This window comes from Mesorhizobium sp. CA10 (assembly GCF_020165285.1).
Classification (GTDB): Bacteria; Pseudomonadota; Alphaproteobacteria; order Rhizobiales; family Rhizobiaceae; genus Mesorhizobium.
Map to the genome: position 1 here is coordinate 468,384 of NZ_JAIUHV010000001.1, position 15,632 is coordinate 484,015.

At 63.1% G+C, this 15,632-nt stretch carries 16 protein-coding genes; 6 read left to right on the forward strand and 10 right to left on the reverse strand.

The window, feature by feature from the left end; genetic code table 11:
• Positions 1–39: 39 nt before the first annotated feature.
• The 4 genes from LB535_RS02205 to LB535_RS02220 all read right to left on the reverse strand — a co-directional run bounded on the left by LB535_RS02205 (position 40) and on the right by LB535_RS02220 (position 4,700).
• Positions 40–852, reverse strand: a complete 813-nt coding sequence (locus tag LB535_RS02205) for an ABC transporter permease (protein WP_224603934.1) — start codon at positions 850–852, stop codon at positions 40–42.
• The gene (locus LB535_RS02210; protein ID WP_224631004.1) at positions 845–1,792 is read right to left on the reverse strand and encodes an ABC transporter permease; all 948 of its coding nucleotides are present in this window, start codon (positions 1,790–1,792) and stop codon (positions 845–847) included. The genes LB535_RS02205 and LB535_RS02210 overlap by 8 nt, the downstream gene beginning before the upstream one ends.
• Positions 1,792–2,892, reverse strand: coding sequence for an ABC transporter ATP-binding protein (locus tag LB535_RS02215; protein WP_224631005.1), 1,101 nt, complete (start codon positions 2,890–2,892; stop codon positions 1,792–1,794). Before LB535_RS02215 ends, LB535_RS02210 begins: the two co-directional genes overlap by 1 nt.
• 140 nt (positions 2,893–3,032) lie before the next feature.
• Positions 3,033–4,700 carry an amidohydrolase gene (locus tag LB535_RS02220; protein ID WP_224631006.1) on the reverse strand — a complete coding sequence of 556 codons (1,668 nt, stop codon included), beginning with the start codon at positions 4,698–4,700 and terminating at the stop codon, positions 3,033–3,035.
• A 250-nt stretch (positions 4,701–4,950) separates the two neighbouring features.
• Between LB535_RS02220 and LB535_RS02225 the strand changes: the two genes are divergently transcribed.
• From LB535_RS02225 to LB535_RS02240, 4 genes are all read left to right on the forward strand, one after another.
• Positions 4,951–5,604: a TetR/AcrR family transcriptional regulator gene (locus LB535_RS02225; RefSeq protein ID WP_224631007.1), complete on the forward strand. Its 654-nt coding sequence runs from the start codon at positions 4,951–4,953 to the stop codon at positions 5,602–5,604.
• A gap of 42 nt (positions 5,605–5,646) precedes the next feature.
• Positions 5,647–6,678 (forward strand): histone deacetylase family protein, encoded by a 1,032-nt coding sequence (locus LB535_RS02230; protein WP_224631008.1) that lies wholly within the window; start codon positions 5,647–5,649, stop codon positions 6,676–6,678.
• Positions 6,679–7,109: 431 nt separating this feature from the next.
• On the forward strand, positions 7,110–7,820 hold the full coding sequence (locus tag LB535_RS02235; protein WP_224631009.1) for a helix-turn-helix transcriptional regulator: 711 nt from the start codon (positions 7,110–7,112) through the stop codon (positions 7,818–7,820).
• On the forward strand, positions 7,817–8,587 hold the full coding sequence (locus tag LB535_RS02240) for a helix-turn-helix transcriptional regulator (RefSeq protein ID WP_140541759.1): 771 nt from the start codon (positions 7,817–7,819) through the stop codon (positions 8,585–8,587). Before LB535_RS02235 ends, LB535_RS02240 begins: the two co-directional genes overlap by 4 nt.
• Positions 8,588–8,747: 160 nt before the next feature.
• Here the strand turns inward: LB535_RS02240 and LB535_RS02245 are convergent, their stop codons facing one another.
• Genes LB535_RS02245 through motA form a run of 6 tightly spaced genes read right to left on the reverse strand, consistent with a single transcriptional unit; the run spans position 8,748 to position 13,632 of the window.
• Positions 8,748–9,185 (reverse strand): hypothetical protein, encoded by a 438-nt coding sequence (locus tag LB535_RS02245; protein WP_095766394.1) that lies wholly within the window; start codon positions 9,183–9,185, stop codon positions 8,748–8,750.
• A 17-nt stretch (positions 9,186–9,202) separates the two neighbouring features.
• The gene (gene flhB, locus LB535_RS02250) at positions 9,203–10,285 is read right to left on the reverse strand and encodes a flagellar biosynthesis protein FlhB (protein ID WP_224631010.1); all 1,083 of its coding nucleotides are present in this window, start codon (positions 10,283–10,285) and stop codon (positions 9,203–9,205) included.
• A 24-nt stretch (positions 10,286–10,309) separates the two neighbouring features.
• The gene (locus tag LB535_RS02255; RefSeq protein ID WP_095766392.1) at positions 10,310–11,332 is read right to left on the reverse strand and encodes a flagellar motor switch protein FliG; all 1,023 of its coding nucleotides are present in this window, start codon (positions 11,330–11,332) and stop codon (positions 10,310–10,312) included.
• Between the two features lie 43 nt (positions 11,333–11,375).
• Positions 11,376–11,756, reverse strand: coding sequence for a flagellar motor switch protein FliN (gene fliN, locus LB535_RS02260; protein ID WP_140541755.1), 381 nt, complete (start codon positions 11,754–11,756; stop codon positions 11,376–11,378).
• 30 nt (positions 11,757–11,786) lie between these two features.
• Positions 11,787–12,722: a FliM/FliN family flagellar motor switch protein gene (locus LB535_RS02265; protein ID WP_224631011.1), complete on the reverse strand. Its 936-nt coding sequence runs from the start codon at positions 12,720–12,722 to the stop codon at positions 11,787–11,789.
• A 34-nt stretch (positions 12,723–12,756) separates the two neighbouring features.
• On the reverse strand, positions 12,757–13,632 hold the full coding sequence (gene motA, locus LB535_RS02270) for a flagellar motor stator protein MotA (RefSeq protein ID WP_095766389.1): 876 nt from the start codon (positions 13,630–13,632) through the stop codon (positions 12,757–12,759).
• 148 nt (positions 13,633–13,780) lie between these two features.
• Here motA and LB535_RS02275 point away from each other — a divergent pair, with 148 nt between their 5' ends.
• Both LB535_RS02275 and flgF read left to right on the forward strand, forming a co-directional pair.
• Positions 13,781–14,902 (forward strand): DUF1217 domain-containing protein, encoded by a 1,122-nt coding sequence (locus LB535_RS02275; protein ID WP_224631012.1) that lies wholly within the window; start codon positions 13,781–13,783, stop codon positions 14,900–14,902.
• Positions 14,903–14,909: 7 nt separating this feature from the next.
• Positions 14,910–15,632, forward strand: a complete 723-nt coding sequence (flgF, locus tag LB535_RS02280) for a flagellar basal-body rod protein FlgF (protein WP_095766387.1) — start codon at positions 14,910–14,912, stop codon at positions 15,630–15,632.

Here is a 15,632-nt window from a genome sequence, read left to right on the forward strand (position 1 = left end):
TTCTCCTTGCCTTCCCATTGTTGTGTTGGAGCTCGTGGATCATTTTGCGCGTCGCCGTGCGATCAGGAACGAAACCGAGACGAACAAGATCGACACCAGGAGCAGGATCGTCGAGATGGCGTTGATCTCCGGCGTCATCGGTCGCCGGATTTGGTTCCAGATATAAAGGGGCAGCGTCGTCTGGCCGGGGCCGGCAACGAGCTGGGTGATGGTGAAATCGTCGAAGGAGACGATGAAGGCCAGCGCCGCGCCCGACATGATGCCGGGCACCAACAGCGGCAGGGTGATCCGCTTGAAGGCGTTCCACGGCGTCGCATAGAGATCGGCGGCCGCGTATTCCAGCGTCAGGTCCATATCCTCGAGCCGCGCCCTGATCGGCATATAGGCAAAAGGGATGCAGAACACGGTGTGGGCCAGGATCAAATTGCCGATGCCGAAATTCAGACCGAGCGTGCCGGCGATCAGCGCGAAGAAGGAAAGCGTCGCCACCGCGGTGATGATCTCCGGCACCATCAGCGGCAGGTTGATGATCATGAAAGCGGCGGCGAGCCCGCGCCATGGCTTCACGCGCGTCATGCCGATCGCCGCAAGCGTTGCGCAGATAGTCGAGACAATCGTCGCGGTCACCGAGATGATCAGCGTGTTTTTCGCAGCGCTGTGGAACTCCTCGTTGAGGAATGCGCTGCCGTACCATTTGAGCGTGACGCCTTCCCAATGCGTGACCAGCGAGCCGCTGTTCAAAGAGAAGATCATCAGGATCAGCACCGGTGTATAGAGCACCAGCAGGCAGATGATGGCGATCGAGCGGAAGCCCGGCTGGTCCTTGATATCCATGACGCGGGGCTCAGCCATGCTGCACCTTCCCCGACGTGTTGCGGACATAGAAGAACAGCGCCACCAGCACCGCCGCCATCAGGATCAGCGCCTGCGCGCATCCCAGCGGCCAGTTGCGGCCCGAACCGAATTGCTGCGCGATCAGATCGCCGATCATCAGGTGCACGCCGCCGCCCAGGATCAGCGGCGTCACGTAGGCGCCGAGCGCCGGGATGAAGACGAGCAGGCAGCCGGCGATGATGCCGGGCTTGGACAGCGGAATGATCACCCGCCACAGCACCTGCCGGCGCGTCGCGTAAAGATCGTAGGCTGCCTCAACCAAGCGGAAGTCGAGCTTCTCCAGACTCGAATAGAGCGGCAGCACCATGAACGGCAGGAATGCGTAGAGGAGGCCGAGCTGGATGGCGAAGTTGGTGTAAAGCATCGTGATCGGTTTATCGATCACGCCGAGCGCCAGGAGCGCATTGTTGATCAGCCCCTCGTCGCGGATGATGAACATGATCGCCAGCGTGCGGACCAAAAGGTTCGACCAGAACGGGATGGTGATCAGGAGCACCCACCAGTTGCGCTGCGCCGGCGGCCGCGTCGCCATGAAATAGGCGGTCGGGAATCCAAGCAACAGGCAGATGATCGTCGTCACCACCGCGAACAGGAAGGAGCGCAGGTAGATGATCAGAAAGTCCGGCGTGAACTGCAGCGTGTCGTCGAAAATGTCGCGCTGGAACAGGAAGTTCAGATAGGCGTCGGTCGAGAACTGCCACTGCACGCCGCCATAGGGCGCGGCGACGAGGAACGAGTAGACACAGATGATGATCAGCGGCAGCACGCCGAAAATGCCGATGATAATCAGCGCCGGCAGCGACAGCAGCCGGTTGCGCCGCGCGCTGGTTTTCACCGCCTGGGCTTCGAACAAAGCGGCCTTGGAAGGTACGGTTGGGGAGAGTGCGGCTGTCGTCATCAGTCTTTCAGGACGCGAGCGGCGTCCTCCTCGAACTGGATGCCGACCTTGGCACCAGTCTCATAAGTGACCGGCGACGAGCGGCTGTTCTGGTGGCGCACGATGAAATTGTCGCCGCCGTCGAGCTTGACGTGATAATGCGTGTCGGTGCCGAAATAGACGATGTTGGAGAGCGTGCCGGTTATCGTGCCCTTGGCCGGATCGGGAACCAGATCGGCATGCTCGGGACGCACCACCAGCGTCACTTCGCCGGTCGGGTTGAAGCCTTCCGGATAGCCGGCGCTGATCGTCGCGTTGCTGGCGAACTTGACCGTCGCCACGCCGGCCTGCTTCGACACCACCGTGCCAGGCAGAAAATTCGTTTCGCCGATGAAGTCGGCGACGAAGCGTTCGGCTGGCCGGTCGTAGATGTCGCGCGGCGTGCCGACCTGCAGGATCTTGCCGGCCGACATCACCGCGATGCGGTCGGACATGGTCAGCGCTTCTTCCTGGTCGTGGGTGACGAAGATGAAGGTGATGCCGGTCTCGTTCTGCAGCCGCTTCAATTCGATCTGCATTTCCTTGCGCAGCTTGTAGTCCAGCGCCGAGAGCGGCTCGTCGAGCAAGAGCACTTTCGGCTGCGGCGCCAGCGCCCGGGCCAGCGCCACGCGCTGCTGCTGGCCGCCCGAGATCTGGCTGGTGCGGCGCGCCTTCAGCGCCTCCATCTTGACCAGCTTCAGCATCTGGGCGACCCGCGCTTCGGTCTCTCCTTTCGGCTTGCCGAGCATCTCCAGCCCGAAGCCGATGTTCTGCGCCACCGTCATATGGGGGAAGAGCGCGTAGCTCTGGAAGACGGTGTTGACCGGGCGTTTGTAGGGCGGCAGCGGCGCGATGTCCTGACCATGCAGCAATATCTCGCCGGCGGTTGGGAAATCGAAGCCGGCGATCAATCTCAGCAGTGTCGTCTTTCCGCATCCGGAGGGGCCGAGCAGCGTGAAAAACTCATTCTCGCGGATCGACACTGACACCGTGTCGAGAGCGGCTACCTGGTTTTCGCCGGCACCAAAGACCTTGCGAACACCGCGAACTTCGATCGCGTTCTTACCCGGTTGTTCCGGCACGATTACCCCATTGAGAGCGCCTGCTCTTGTCGGCAGGTGTGTTCCTGTTTGATTGTCACCATAAGCCGGTCGGCTTGGCAACTGCGCAGCGGTGACTCGATCCCGAGTCCCCATTCAATTAAGCAATTCCTATGCCATCGTTAGGCCTGGTAGGTGATCCTCCCTCCGCAGATGGTGGTCACCGGTTGCACGGTGTGCAGCGCTTCCGGCGCGGTCGCCTCGATATCGGCCGACAAGACGACGATGTCGGCGAGATATCCGGTTTTGAGGCGACCCTTGCGATGCTCGTTGAACTCCGCATAGGCGCCCTCGACCGTGTAACCCTCGATGGCTTCCCGCAACGAGAAGCTCTGGTCCGGCATGCCTTCTGCCCAAGGTTTGCGCATCACTGCCGCCTGGATCGACAGGATCGGATCGATCGGCGAAACCGGCCAGTCGGACGCGAACACCACGCGCGCGCCGGCGTTCTTCAGGGTGCGCCAGGCATAGCTCAACGGCCACTTGTCGCGGCCGATGCGCGAGATCGTCGGCTCCAGCGGGAAGTTCAGCGCGCCCGGCGGATGCGCCGGCTGCATCGAGGCGAGCACGCCAAGCTCGGCGAAGCGCGGCACGTCGGAGGCCGTGATCACCTCGATATGCTCGATGCGGTGCCGGCTGTCGCGGCGGCCGTTCTTCCTCAGCGCCGCCTGATAGCCGTCGAGCACCGCACGAACCGCGCCGTCGCCGATCGAATGCACGGCGATCTGCAGGCCGCGCCTGTCGGCCTCGACCGCCACCTCGGCGAAATGTTCCGGCGAAAACAGCGGCTCGCCGCGCCATCCGGGCCGGTCGGCATAGTCGTCGACCATCACCGCCGTCCAGGAATCCAGCACGCCGTCATAGAAGACCTTGACCATGCCGGAGGTCAGCCATTCGGAATTATAGGCCGCGGCCATCCGCGAGGCCTTTTCCAGCATGTCCAGCTTCATGAAGTTCTTGAAGTGGAACGGGATCTTGGTGCGGCAGAGCAGCCGCCCCTCCTTTTCCAGCCCGGCCAGCAGCTCGAGCTGGTAGAGATTGCCGTCCATGTTCTGGATCGACGTGATGCCATGCTTGGCGCACCACTCGAGGCCGCGATGCATCAGGTCGCGATCGGCAGCCAGTTCCTTCGCCGAAGGATAAGGATCGGGCTCCGCGCCCTCCAGGCCAAGCCGCGTCCGGTTCGCCCCGTAATGGTCGAGGACCGGTCCGAAGGCCTCGCCTTCGCGCAGCTCGCCGGCGGCGAGTCCGTCGGCCCCCATGACGATCTCGTTGCCCTGTCCTACTTGCCTGCCATGCAGCAGGCCAGCCTCTTCCAGCGCCTTGGTGTTCGCCCACATCGTATGGTGGTCCGAAGCCGACATGGCGAAGGGACGATCGGGAATGATGCGGTCGAGATCGTGGCGCGTCACCGGCTCCGGCAGGATGGCGTAGTCGACCCCGGCGCCGATCAGCAGCCTCGCGTCCGGGCGCTTGGCCGCGAAATCCTGGATCGCGTCGCGCAGCGCGTCGAAGCCGTGCACGCCTGCCAGATGCAGGTTGTCGAGTTCGGCCGCGCCGCCGAACAGATGCATATGCGCTTCGATGAACCCCGGCAGAACGGAGCCGCCCTGCGCATCGACGACTTTTGTCGTCGGACCTTTGAGCTCCTCGATGGAAGCGCGGCTGCCAATGGCGATGATGGCGCCGTCTTTGACGGCAACGGCCTCGGCAGCGGGATTGTCATTGTCCATGGTCAGCACGCGGCCGTTGACGACCACAAGATCCGCACCACCATCCGCAACCGACATCGCGACTCCACATTTTGCTGAGGGACCGGCAACGCCAGATCCAACGAGCCGCCGCTCCACATGGACAGCGCCGTGGGACAAATCGATGCCGATGCGCCGTCTTCGAAATTCCCCTTGTTATCGTGGAAGACAGCGTGGATAAAGAATGCGACTGATTATTCGCGTTTGTCAACATGCCGGATTTAGAATGTACTGTGGACTGCACCGCACGCCGATGGCGAGGCCGAGCGGGGAACGGGGGCGACAAGCAGTGAAGCGCAGTCTCGACCGCAAGACCAGGATAGCGCTCGAACCGCGCAAGCAGCCGCGGCAGCAACGGTCAAGCAAGGTGGTCGACAGGATCCTCGATGCGGCCCTGATCCTGACGCGAGAGCAAGGAACCAGAACGCCGACGACGCTCGCCATCGCGCAGCGCGCGGGCCTGTCGGTCGGTTCGGTCTATCAGTACTTTCCCAACAAGGAAGCCATTCTTCTGGACCTGGCCCGGCGCTGGCTGTCGTCTTTTCCCGAGGTGATCCGGAAACGCATCAACGTCCCTCGGCCGACCAACCGTGACGAGTTTCGGCGCGAGGTGCGCAAGCTCTTCGCCGACACATCGAGGCTCTATCTCGAAAACGCCACGCTGATGCCGGTGATCGAGGCCATATCCGGCAACGCCGACCTGAGGCCTATCCAGGACGAATATGACAAAGAGATCATCGCCCTTTACGCCGCGTGGCTGCAGCATGTGAATCCGGCGCTTGAGGACAAGATCGCCAGTCGGCTCGGCGTGCTGATGATGGAAGTCGGCCATGTCTGCCGGCTTGTCGGGCTGAAGAGAGACCGCAGGACCTACGACCTCATCGAGGACGATGTGGAAACCATGTGGCTCGCCCTGGTCAGCCCCCATCTCAATCTCGAGTGATTTCGTACTTCCAATCGATTTCGCACTTCCAAGGGAGTTTCCATGAAAACTGTCTATTCGCCACTTCATGCCGGCCATTCAGGCCAGATGGAACTGGTTACGTCGGCGATCGTGCCGGGTTTCGAGAAGCCGTCGCGGGCGCAATTCATCAAGGCGCGGGTGGAGAGCGAGAAACTCGGCCCGATCATCGGACCGACCGAGCATGACCTCGCCGCCGCGAAACGTGTGCATGAAGCTCCCTACATCGACTTCCTGCCTACGGTGTGGCCGGAATGGGTCGCCGCCGGCTTCACCGGATCGGCCATGGGCTTCACCTGGCCGACGCGCGGCCTGCGCGGCGACGTGCCGCCGAAGCGCATCGATGCCTTGCTCGGCTATTACTCCTTCGATGCCGGCGCCACCTTCGTCGAAGGCACCTGGGCGGCGATCAAGTCGTCCTATGATGTGGCGCTGACCGCCGCCGCTTTGGTCAAGGACAGCGAGCGCAGCGCCTTCGCGCTCTGCCGTCCGCCAGGCCACCATGCGGGCGGCGCCTTTATGGGAGGCTATTGCTTCATCAACAACGCTGCCGTCGTCGCGCAATGGTTCCGCGACCAGGGCGCGAAGCGCGTTTCGATCCTCGATGTCGATTACCATCACGGCAACGGCACGCAGGAAATCTTCTATCGCCGCGGCGACGTCCAGGTGCTCAACCTGCATGGCGATCCGATGGTCGAGTATCCGTTCTTCCTCGGCCATGCCGACGAGCGCGGCGAAGGCGAAGGCGAAGGCTTCAACATCAATTACCCGATGCCTTTCGGCACCGATTGGGACGGCTGGAGCGCGTCGCTGGAGGACGCCTGCGCCAGGCTCGCGGCCTACGCCCCCGATGTCGTCATCGTCTCGCTCGGCGTCGACACTTTCGAGAAGGACCCGATCAGCCAGTTCAAGCTGAAGAGCGTCGACTACCCCAAGATCGGTCGCCGCATCGCCAAGCTCGGCCTGCCGACGTTGTTCGTCATGGAAGGCGGCTACGCCGTGGAAGAGATCGGCATCAACGCCGTCGGCGTGCTGACCGGCTTCGAGGATCGCTAAGCCCCTGTTCAAGGCCATGCGCTCCCGGATGCAACCGGGGGCGTATTTTTTTACGACCTCGCCTCGAAATCATCGGCTCAATTCAGCTTTGAACTACCGCCAAATAACGCGAAGACCGGCTGCTGAGTCGCAATGCGAGTCCATCGGATTCGATTTTGTCAAATCGCGTTTGATGTCAGATTCATCTGCGGGTAGATTAGACCCGAATCAGCCGGTCCACGGGGGCGCGGCGACCACCCAAAGTCTCGAGTCCGGCGCCAGGCCGGCACCAGACGCGGACGGTTTCGCGTTCCCTAGAAGGATTCGGCGCGGTTGGGCGCCGTTCGCGCCCGTGAGTGTGTCTTCGTAAACGTGACGCGTTTCGGGTCCGGCCGTTGGCTTCGCCAGCACCGGGCACAAGGATCGATTCCGGCAAGAATCCAAGAATTAAAATGAGCAGTCCCGCCGCGCTTCTCCAACCCGACGCTTCAGGCTCGCGCCTGACGTCGCGCGGCGATCTCACCAGCTTCTTCATGCAGCTCGCCGCCGATATCGGCGCCGACAGCTACATGCTGGTCGCCATCGTGCATGACCAGGACCGTAACGATGCGCGCATCGTCTCCTCCAACTGGATCTTCGACGCCATAGAGCTGATCGGCAAAAGGCTGATCGCCAATTTGGCGCTGGGCCCCTTGACCGTGGCGCCGGGCGTACGCCCGAGGCCGTTGGTGGCGGCGCACGCGCCCGACGCCGGCGCGTTGCTGAGCGGCGAGGAAGCCCGCCTGCTCGACGTGCTCGGCCACGCCGAAATCTATTCGCTGCGGCTCAATGTCGGCCGGCAGCGCCTGTTCGTGCTGTTCTCGGCCGCCGAGGCAGGCAGGATCGACCTGGCCGCGCTGATGAAGGCACAGCTCAAATGCTGCTATGCGCTTTCCAGCATCCCGCAGCTGATCGCGGCGGCATCCATGCAGGACCCGCTGTCGGACCGCGAGCGCGAGTGCCTGTTCTGGGTTTCGGAAGGCAAGACCACCGATGAGGTTGCCGTCATCCTCGGTGTCTCGTCGAACACCGTCAACAGCTACATCACGCACGCCATCCAGAAGTTCGCGGCCAGCAACCGCGCGATGGCGATCGCGACCGCGATCAGGAGCGGCATCATTTGAAGCACGCACAGGTCAAAGAGGCGGCCGCCGCCCTTTTCAACGATCAGCGCAATCCGTTCGGCGCCTTCTCGCTCGGCTCGGAGACCCATCAAGCGGTCACCATTCCGGATGCCGTGCGTCGCTGCCGCTGGATCGCCGTCGATATCAATGCCTCGGCCTTCGGTCTCTATTTCGTCAGCCCCTCGCCCGAGCGCGCGCGTCTCGTGGCGTGTTTCGATTCCGACTATCCCGGCACCGCTGTCGCGACCAAATTCATCTCCGGCGCCAATGGCGAGGACATGGTGCGCCACAGCCGGCTCTCGACGGCGCCGCGCTGGTGGGCCGACGACGGCAGCGCCGGATCGCGGCAGGTCTTCCACTCACTCGCCTGGGCCGAGCCGACCACGCCGCTGGCACCCGGCACCAACGGCATCGCCTTTCCGGTGCATGCCGATCGCGGCCAATGCGGCCTGGTCGTCTTTCTCGGCTCGGAGATCGCGCTGTCCGACGAAACGCTGTGCGAGATCCACGCCCGCTCCTTCGCGCTTTTCGCGGCGGTCGCCCGCATCCGCCCCGGCGACACCGGCAGGGCGCGTTCAATCTCCAAGCGCGAGCTGGAATGCCTGAAGCTGACCGCCAACGGCAACACCAGCGAGGAGATCGCCAAGCTCCTCAAGCTCTCGGTGCATACCGCCAACCAGTACCTCACCCAGTCGACGCAGAAGCTCAACGCGGTCAACCGCAACCAGGCGGTCGCCAAGGCGTTGCGGCTCGGCTTGATCGAGTGACGTCACGCCTGCGGCTGAACGTGCCGCGGCTAAAGCATGCCTCCCGAAAGTGGGAACCGATTTCGGGGCAAAGACATGCGCAAAATCAAAAGCCTAAAGCGCAGGGAGCGAATCCAAAAGATCGCGACGCGCTTTAGGTCGGCTCGCCTGCTATCAAATCTCAGGGGAATGCCAGCGGCTCGGTCCTGCGGATGCGAGCCTCTTCGATCGCATCCTCGAGCAAGGCCGTGTTGTGCTCAGGCGTCTCGCCGGGTTTCTCGAACGACACGTAGTTGACCGTCACGGCCGCCTCGTGCTCGATCAGCGTAAGCTGGAAATAGACCGTCACGCCGCGCGGCCGAAGCTCGAGGTCGAGCACGATGCGCGGGCTGCCGCTCCAGTCGACATGCGCCTCGCCGCCATGGCCGAGCCGCAGCATGCCCGGCCGGAAGTAGAGCTCGGCCGCCGAATCCACCAGGTCCGAGAGGCAGGCGAAATGCTCGAGCCGGATGAAGGCGATATAGTCGGCAACGTCGATGAGCCTCAATTCGCCCACCACGGGCTCGATGGCGCTGGCGACGATCAGCTCGCGGGAATTGGCGTGTGGTTGCCGGTCCATGGGTTAGCGGCGTCCGTTCATTGGGTTGCTTTTCGCGCTGCCTTCTTCGAGTAGACGATCCGCACCAACTCGGCGACCGCCTGATAGAATTGCGATGGGATCACGCTATCAACCGAAACTTGCTTGTACATGGAGCGCGCTAGCGCCACGTCCTCGAAGATCGGGATGTTGTTCTCCCTGGCGATCTCACGGATCTTGAGCGCCACCAGGTCCTGTCCCTTGGCCAGCACGATCGGCGCGGAATCCTCCTCGCGCACATATTTCAGCGCGATCGAATAGTGCGTCGGATTGGCGATCACCAGCGTCGCGCGCGGCACGGCCGTCATCATGCGTTTGCGCGCCCGGTCGCGCGCCAGCGAGCGCAGCCGCGACTTGACGATCGGATCGCCTTCCGACTGCTTCAGCTCGTCCTTGACTTCCTGCTTGGTCATGCGCAGGTCGCGCCGCCAGTGGAAACGCGACCAGACGATGTCGACCACCGCGATCAGCCCCATGACGAAGACGATCGCCACCAATATGTCGACGAAGATGCCGCGTATGACCAGGCCGAACGAGGCCGGATTGGTGATCATGCCGGCGAGCAGCTTGCGATGATCTTGCGAGAGCGTGAAGGTCAACACCGCGATAGCGAAGCCGAGCTTGGCCAGCGACTTCAGGAATTCGACCCAGCCCTGCACGCCGAACATCCGGCTCCAGCCCTTGGCGATTGAGATGCGCGACAGCTGCGGCCTGATCCGCTCGCCGACGATTTGCGGCATGTTCTGGAACACCGAGGCGCCGATGCCGGCAACCGTCAGCAGCACCAGCAGGCTGACGACGGCGCCGCCGATCTCGACCAAGACCTGCTTGTAGAGCGAGATGACGTCGGTCTCGGTGTCCATCGGCCAGGCTTCCGGCTTTTCCAGGAACGTCGACAGGAACATGCCGAGATCGACGATCGCGTCCTTGGCGTAGAAGACGGCGAAAACCAGTATGGCGAGGAAGGAGGCAAAGATCGCGGTCTCACGCGAATGGGGCAGCTTGCCCTGTTCGATCGTGTCGCGGATCTTCTTTTCTGTGGCTTCCTCTGTTTTGGAATCCTTGTCGACCGCTTCAGCCATGGCGTCCTGACCGGGCTATGATCGTCAGGCGGCTTCGGCGGTGGCGGTCTGCGTCGAGGGCAGCTCGAAAGCCCCTTCGCGCGACAGCCGGATGGCGGCGACCGATATGCTCTTGCGCGCCGCCATGATGTCGGCAAGGGCAATGCCTTCCGATCCTTGTCCGAGCTCGGATTCGATCATGCGTCGAGAGCGTGCGCCGATCGCCGAGAGCACCGATTCGGCGAGTTCCGGCGGCGCGCCGCGCAGCGCCAGCGTGACGAGCTCCGTCGACAATCCGTCGAACAGCAGAACCCGGGCTTTTTGCGGCAGCAGCGGCAGATCGTCGAAGGCGAACAGCCGCGACCTGACGCCGGCGAGATCTGGCGTGCCGGCTTCCTCCAGGTCCTGCATAAGGTCGTCCAGTTCCGGCTTCGCCATTTCATTGAGCATGCTGGCGACGCGCTCCTGGCCGGCAGTGGTGTCCCGGCTGGCTTTCTGCGACAGCACGCTCACGCGCAGCTGGTTCTCGACGATCCTAGACGCCGCGTCCGGGATGTTGGCCATTGTCACCATGCGCTTGATGATCTGGCTTCGCATCGGCTTTTCCATCGTCAGCAGCACGTTGGCGGCTGTCTGCGGCGCAAGCTTCGACAGCACCATGGCCGATGTCTGCGGATGCTCGCCGGCAAGGAAGGAGCCGAGACGCGCCGGCTCGAGCTTCTCGAGGTCCGGCCATATCGGCGCAGGTCCTTCCGGGACAGGCTCGAACTTCTTGTCGCCCATGATGGCGCTCATTTCCTCGGGCGACAGCGATTCGTTGAGGATCGTGTCCATCCGGTCGGCTGAATCGAGCAGGCCGGCGCCCTCGGTGAACTCGGCTTCGAACTCGGCGACGATCCGTTCCAGATCAGCCTGCGGAATGGTGCGTAGGAGACGCGCGCCCTCGATCAGCGCCTTCAGCTCGTCCTGTTTGAAGAATTTGAGCAGGCGGCTGGCCGCGGGCTTGCCCATGGCCACCAATATGGCCGCCGCCTTTTGCGGACGTGTGAGCGCCAATGCCGTCGTCATGCGTGTTGTCCTCGCTGCCGATTGGTCCGCCCGCCGGCCATTCTCAGGCGCTCTTCGTCGCGGCGATGATTTCGGTGAGCCGGATACCGAAACGCGTCGGATCGCTTTCCAGCACCGTGATCTCGCCGCGCGCTATTCTGCGGCCGTTGACCACGACGTCGACCGGCTCGCCGATGCGGCGGTTGAGCGCGACGGTGGAACCCTTTTGCAGCGCCATCAGCTCCGACACGGGCATCTCCGTGCTGCCGAGGATGATCTGCACGTCGACCGGAATGGTCATGATGATCGAGGAATTGGCACCCGAATACAGCGCCCCATCCGGGCGCTTTTCCTCTTCCCGCAGCACGCCGCGCAGTTCCTCGATGGCGCGGTCGAGCTGTTCGTCGGGCTGATCGGGTTCGGCTTCCACTTTGGTTTTTGCCATCTGTCGTCTCCATGAATCCCGTGCCTGGCGTCAGCCCGGCAACAGTCCGTCGATGAAATCCTGCCCGGCATCATGCGGATGGCTGATGCGGACGGTGTAGTTCTGCCCCAGCTTGCCGAACTCGCAGACAAACAGTGTCTTGTCGCGGGCGCTGAGCCTGGCGTTGACCTGCGCGTTCTCCTCGAATTCGATCACCTGGCCGGGCGCGAACGCGGCGAGGTCGCCGAGCGTCAGCCGGGCGAGCGGCATCGTCGCTTCGAGCCGGACGGTCGAGCGCATCACCTCCTCGGAGAAGCGGGCCCGCCAGTCGAATTCATTGGCTTCGCCTTCTTCGGTTCTGGCGGTGGCTCCGCGCGTAGACAGAAGGACGCGTTGCGGAATCATCACCGTGATGGTGCCGGTATCGGTCGGCGTGGAGACACCGAACACGATGCGGACCGCGGCGCCGTCGCGCAGCACGCGCCGCCTCGCTTCGCCGCCCGACGTCGCCTTTGGCACCGGCAGGCGCAACTCGAGCGAGCGCTTGCCGGATCCGTTGAGCGCCGCCGCGACCTCCTGGAACACCATGGTCGCGACATCGGCCTCGATCTGCGACAGGTCGCGCTCGATCGGCGCCACCGGCTGGTCAGGATCGCCGCCGAACAGCGCGCTGACCATCACGGCGACCGCATGCGCATCCATCACCAGCGTCATGGCGTCGGCCGAGGCCGGCGAGGACACGATGGTCAGCGCGAAGGCATCGCCGGCGCGCGAACGCGCCTCTGGAACGCGGCCGACCTCTACCACTTGCAGATCGACGGTCACCGCCGCGCCGAGTTCTGCGACAAGCGTCTTCTGCAGCAACGGCAGCGCCCGCTCGGCCATGCCGCGGCCGACGCTGATCACCTGCGCCGCCTCGCCGCTGTCGCCGACGAGCCGCTCGATGATCAAGGCCCGCGTTTCTGACGGACTGGCCGGACTGGTCATGACGGCAGGCGGCCCTGTCTGCGATGGAGCATGCTCAGGCCGCCTTCTTCTCGGCGGTGCCGGCGTTCATGGTGCTCTGCTCCACCGCATCGATCGTCGGACGTTCGTAAGAGGATATGGTCTTGCGGCCGAATTCGATCGCCACCTGCGGCAGGGCGCCGTTCATATACGCAAGCAGTGTCTGTTTGACGATGATGTAGAGGCGGTTCTTCTTTTCGCGCACCGTCTTGATCTTGGTGGCCACCGGACCGACCACAGCATAGGACAGGAAGATGCCGAGGAAGGTGCCGACGAGTGCCGCGCCGATCAGGCCGCCGAGGATTTCCGGCGACTGGTCCAGCGCACCCATCGCCTTTACCACGCCGAGCACGGCCGCGACGATGCCCAGCGCCGGCAGGCCGTCGCCGACCGCGACCATCGCGTGATAGGCCTTCAGCTTGTCGGTACGGATCGTCTGGATCTCCTCGTCCATCAGCGCCTCGATCTCATGCGAGCGAGCGTTGCCGATGATGATGATGCGGCAGTAGTCGCAGATGAAATGGGTCAGGTCATGGTTCTTCAGCACGGTCGGAAAGGCCTGGAAGATGGCCGACTCCTCCGGATTGTCGATATGCGCCTCGACCTCGCTGCGCGACTTCGAGCGCAGTTCGCGCATCAGGCTGTGCAGGACGCCCAGCGTCTCGAGGTAGTCGCGCTCCTTCGGCACCGCCTGCTTGAAGGCTTCGAGAATGCCCTTGCCGGTATCCTTGACCGTCTTCATCGGATTGGCGACGAGGAAGGTGCCGAGCGCGGCGCCGCAGATCACCACCGCTTCCCACGGCTGCAGCAGCACATGCAGATGGCCGCCCATGGCCATGAAGCCGCCGAGAACGCAGCCGAGCGTCACCACAAGTCCGATCAGAATGCCCACGACAGGTCCTTCCGCATGTCACATCGTGGATCAGGGATAGTCCTCGTGCCTTGTGTGAGGCTTGAATCGAAGGCATCGAACGCGATTCAGCTTCGCGCAAGGAAGTGACGCTATTGTGCGGGGATAGCTTCGGCCGGAGGCATGCCCTTTGCTTAGCACCTACATCAGCTACCAGTTGATCGCCAAAGACATCCCCAAGTCTATCGCCCGCATCGAGCAGCAGCCGACGGTCGATCGCGATACCCAATACTATCTGGCCAACATCACCAAGGTGAAATCGATCGACGATTTCGTCAACAACGACCGCCTGTTCAAATACGCCATGAAGGCTTACGGGCTGGAGAACATGGACTATGCCAAGGCCTTTATGGTCAAGGCGCTGAAGGAAGGCGTCTCGAATCCCGACAGCTTCGCCAACAAGCTGACCGACAAGCGCTACGCGCAGTTTGTCCGCGCTTTCAACTTCGCGGCGGATGGCGCCGATGCGACGGTCTACAATCCGGCGCAGCAGCTGGTCACGAAGAACTACGCAATGCAGGCTGAGATCGCCGGTCTCGACCCGGATTCGGACTATGTGAAGGGCGAGACGACATATTATCTCGCCAACATCACCAAGGTGAAATCGGTCGACGACCTGATGTCGAACGACCGGCTCTACACCTACGCGCTGGCCGCATTCGGTCTCGACTCCGCCACCGAAGACAAGGACCTGATCAGGCAGGTCCTTGAGGGCGGTGTGCGCGATCCGGACAGCGTTGCCAACAAGCAGACCAACAAGGCCTATGCCGGGCTGGCCTCGGCCCTCAACTTCGAGCAGTACGGCGCAAATGCCACCACCTATGTGCCGGCGCAGCAGCCGACCGTCGACAAATACCTGCGCCAGACCTTGGAAGAGGACGCCGGCCAGACCAACGAGGGCGTGCGGCTGGCGCTCTATTTCCAACGCAAGGCGCCGGACATCACCAGCTGGTACGACGTGCTGGCCGACACCGCTTTGGCCAGCGTGGCGCGTACCGCGCTCGGCCTGCCCGATTCCTTCGCTACCGCCGACATCGACAAGCAGGCGCAGCTGTTCGAGCAGAAGCTCGACATCAAGGACTTCACCGACCCCGAGAAGCTCGGCAGATTCCTGACCCGCTTCACCAGCATGTACGAGATCAACCACCCGACCTCGACGGCGGTGACGTCTGTCAGCGTGCTCTTCGCGCAGCCGACCAGTGTCGGCATCTCCACCGATTTGATGATGGCCATGCAGCAGTTGAAGTTCTGAGAAGATCATGCAGGATAGCCTTTACGTCGCCCTTTCCTCGCAGATCGCGCTCGAGCGCCGTCTCGACACCATCGCCGACAACGTAGCCAACGCCTCGACAATCGGCTTTCGCGCCACCGGCGTGAAGTTCGAGGATATGGTTTCGGGCACCGGGCCGAAGTCGGTTTCCTTCGCCTCCTCCGGCAAGACCTATCTTTCCGGCGCGCATGGCGCGCTGACCGAAACCGGCAACCCGTTCGACTTCGCCGTCCAGGGCGATGCCTGGTTCGCCATCGAGACGCCCGCCGGCACGGTGATGACGCGCGACGGCCGCTTCTCCATGAACGAGAACGGCGAATTGATGTCGATCGAAGGCTACCCCGTCCTGGACGGCGGCGGCGCCCCGATCCAGCTCGATCCGCGCAACGGCCCGCCCAAGGCGGGCGCCGACGGCTCGCTCAGGCAGAACGATCAACTGGTCGGCGCGATCGGCCTCTATAATTTCGACCCCGGCGAGAATTTCGTCCGCTATGGCAATTCGGGTGTCGTTCCGGCGCGCACGCCCGAACCCGTCACCGACCGTTCGGACGTCGGTATCGCCCAAGGGTTTCTGGAAGAGTCGAACGTCAACCCGGTTTTGGAAATGACTCGGCTGATCCAGGTGCAGCGCGCTTTCGAGAACACGGCGGCGCTGATGCGGCAGACCGATTCCTCCACCGACGACGCGATCAAGACGCTCGGCTCGAAGTGA